Below are 2,614 nucleotides of genomic sequence, written 5' to 3'. Positions count from 1 at the left end.
CCAAAACCAAGCCTCGCATGAGGGCTCGGCGCCTCCTGTCAAAATCTCCTGACACGAACTTCTCAAACGCTTCAATCACATAAAACAAAACCCCGCCGAAATTCGACGGGGTTTGTCAGCAGTCTGACGGCGGGCATGAGCCCGCCGTTCTCGTAAGCGAAAGGGCCGCGATTACTCGGCGGTGGCGGCTTCCGCCTCGGCCGGCGCCGCGGTCGCGGCGGCAACTGCCGCAGCGGCGTCTTCCTGCGCCTTCTTCAACAGGGCAGCGCGTTCCTGCGCCTTCTTGCCGGGCAGGGCCTTGTTCGGGTTCGAGCGGGCTTCGCGCTTGGCAAGGCCGGCCTCGTCGAGGAAGCGCAGCACGCGGTCGGTCGGCTGGGCGCCGTGCGACAGCCAGTGCTTGACGCGGTCGGCGTCGACCTTGACGCGCTCGCCGTCCTTCGGCAGCAGCGGGTTCCAGGAACCCAGCGACTCGATGAAACGGCCGTCGCGCGGCGAACGGGCGTCGGCGACGACGACATGGTAGTAAGGACGCTTCTTCGAGCCCGCACGGGCCAGTCTGATCTTCAGTGCCATTCTTTTCTCCTAAAAGCTCTGATTTCGTTCATTAATCCCGGCTGAGTCCTTGTTGTGCATGTCGTTGTCCCAAAACCGCGAAGCACTTTTGGGCGACATGCACAGGTCAGCCGGCTTTTGCAGCGCCGTTGGCAGCGGCGATCTGTTCGTGATGGCGGATGACCTCGCGGACGACGAAGTTCAGGAACTTCTCCGCGAAGTCGGGGTCGAGATGCGCGTCGTTCGCCAACTGGCGAAGTCGGGCGATCTGCTGCTGCTCGCGCGCCGGGTCGGCGGGCGGCAGGCCATGCTCGGCCTTGAGCACGCCGACCGCCTTGGTGCAGCGGAAGCGCTCGGCCAGCATATGGATGAGGGCGGCATCGATGTTGTCGATCGAAGCGCGGTAGCCCGCCAGGATGGCGCGTGCGTCGGCCATGTCTTTCTCCTCGTTCATCGCCCCCTCACTTCTTCTTGCCCAAACCGGGCAGCCCACCGCCGCCCAGGCCCGGAAGCTTCATGCCGCCGGGCAGGCCCGGCAGCCCGCCGCCGGGAAGTCCGCCGGGCAAGCCGCCCGGCAGGCCTTTGCCGAGGCCGGCGGCCTGCGCCTGCTTCTGCAGGGCCTCGAGCTGCTTGGGATCCATCTTGGAGAGGTCGGGCATGCCCCCCATACCCCCCGGCATCATGCCGCCAAGGCCCATCTTCGAGGCAAGGCCGCCCATCATGCCGCGCATGAGGCCGCCGCCTTTGCCCTTGCCGCCCATCGCCTTCATCATGTCGGCCATGCCGCGATGCATCTTCAAGAGCTTGTTGATCTCGGCAGCATCCGTGCCGGAGCCGGCGGCGATGCGCTTCTTGCGCGAGTGCTTCAGGATATCGGGATTGGCGCGCTCGGCCTTGGTCATCGAGGAGATGATGGCGAGCTGGCGGCCGAACATCTTGTCGTCGAGGCCGGCGGCGGCCAGCTGGTCCTTCATCTTGCCCATGCCGGGCATCATGCCCATGATGCCGCCCATGCCGCCCATTTTCGACATCTGCTGAAGCTGCTGGGCGAGGTCGTTCAGGTCGAACTTGCCCGACTGCATCTTCTTGGCCATCGCCGCCGCCTGCTCGGCGTCGATGGTCTCGGCGGCCTTCTCGACGAGGCTGACGATGTCGCCCATGCCGAGGATGCGGTCGGCGATGCGCTTGGGGTGGAATTCCTCCAGCCCGTCCATCTTCTCGCCGGTGCCGATGAGCTTGATCGGCTTGCCGGTGACGGCGCGCATGGAAAGCGCTGCGCCGCCACGGCCGTCGCCGTCCATGCGGGTCAGCACAAGGCCGGTGATGCCGACGCGCTCGTCGAAGCTCTTTGCCAGGTTCACGGCGTCCTGGCCGGTCAGCGAATCGGCGACCAGCAGGATTTCGTGCGGGCTCGACACCTTCTTGATGTCGGCCATCTCGACCATCAGCGGCTCGTCGATATGGGTGCGGCCGGCGGTGTCGAGGATGACGACGTCATGGCCGCCGAGCCTGGCCGCCTGCACGGCGCGCTTGGCGATATCGACCGGGCTCTGGCCGGCGATGATCGGCAGCGTCGCGACCTTGGTCTGCTCGCCGAGCTGGCGCAACTGCTCCTGCGCGGCGGGCCGCCGCGTGTCGAGCGAGGCCATCAGAACCTTCTTGTTCTGCCGCTCGGTCAGCCGCTTGGCGATCTTGGCCGAGGTGGTCGTCTTGCCGGAGCCCTGCAGGCCGACCATCATGACGACGACGGGCGCCGGCGCGTTGAGGTCGATGGCCACACCCTCGGCGCCCAGCATGTCGACCAGCTCGTCATGGACGATCTTGACGACCATCTGCCCGGGCTTGATCGACTTCAGCACCGCCGCGCCGACCGCCTTCTCGCGCACCTTGTCGGTGAAGGAGCGAACCACCTCCAGCGCGACGTCGGCCTCGAGCAGCGCGCGGCGCACCTCGCGAAGCGCTGCCGAGACATCCGTCTCGGAAAGCGCGCCGCGGCCGGTCAGGCCGTTCAGGATGGAGCCAAGACGCTCCTGGAGGGATTCAAACATCTGCGGTCCTTGAT

At 66.3% G+C, this 2,614-nt stretch carries 3 protein-coding genes; all 3 read right to left on the bottom strand.

Annotation, left to right across the window (positions count from 1 at the left end; genetic code table 11):
- Positions 1-171: 171 nt before the first annotated feature.
- Positions 172-573 carry a 30S ribosomal protein S16 gene (gene rpsP, locus EOD07_RS30100; RefSeq protein ID WP_040987859.1) on the bottom strand — a complete coding sequence of 134 codons (402 nt, stop codon included), beginning with the start codon at positions 571-573 and terminating at the stop codon, positions 172-174.
- A gap of 106 nt (positions 574-679) precedes the next feature.
- Entirely contained in the window at positions 680-1,006 is a 327-nt protein-coding gene (locus EOD07_RS30095; protein WP_040987861.1) for a chorismate mutase, read from the bottom strand.
- A 7-nt stretch (positions 1,007-1,013) separates the two neighbouring features.
- Positions 1,014-2,600: a signal recognition particle protein gene (gene ffh / locus EOD07_RS30090; protein WP_127237907.1), complete on the bottom strand. Its 1,587-nt coding sequence runs from the start codon at positions 2,598-2,600 to the stop codon at positions 1,014-1,016.
- Between the last annotated feature and the right edge of the window lie 14 nt (positions 2,601-2,614).

Source organism: Mesorhizobium sp. M2C.T.Ca.TU.002.02.1.1, assembly GCF_003997225.1.
This window is presented reverse-complemented; position numbering and strand designations above follow the sequence as displayed.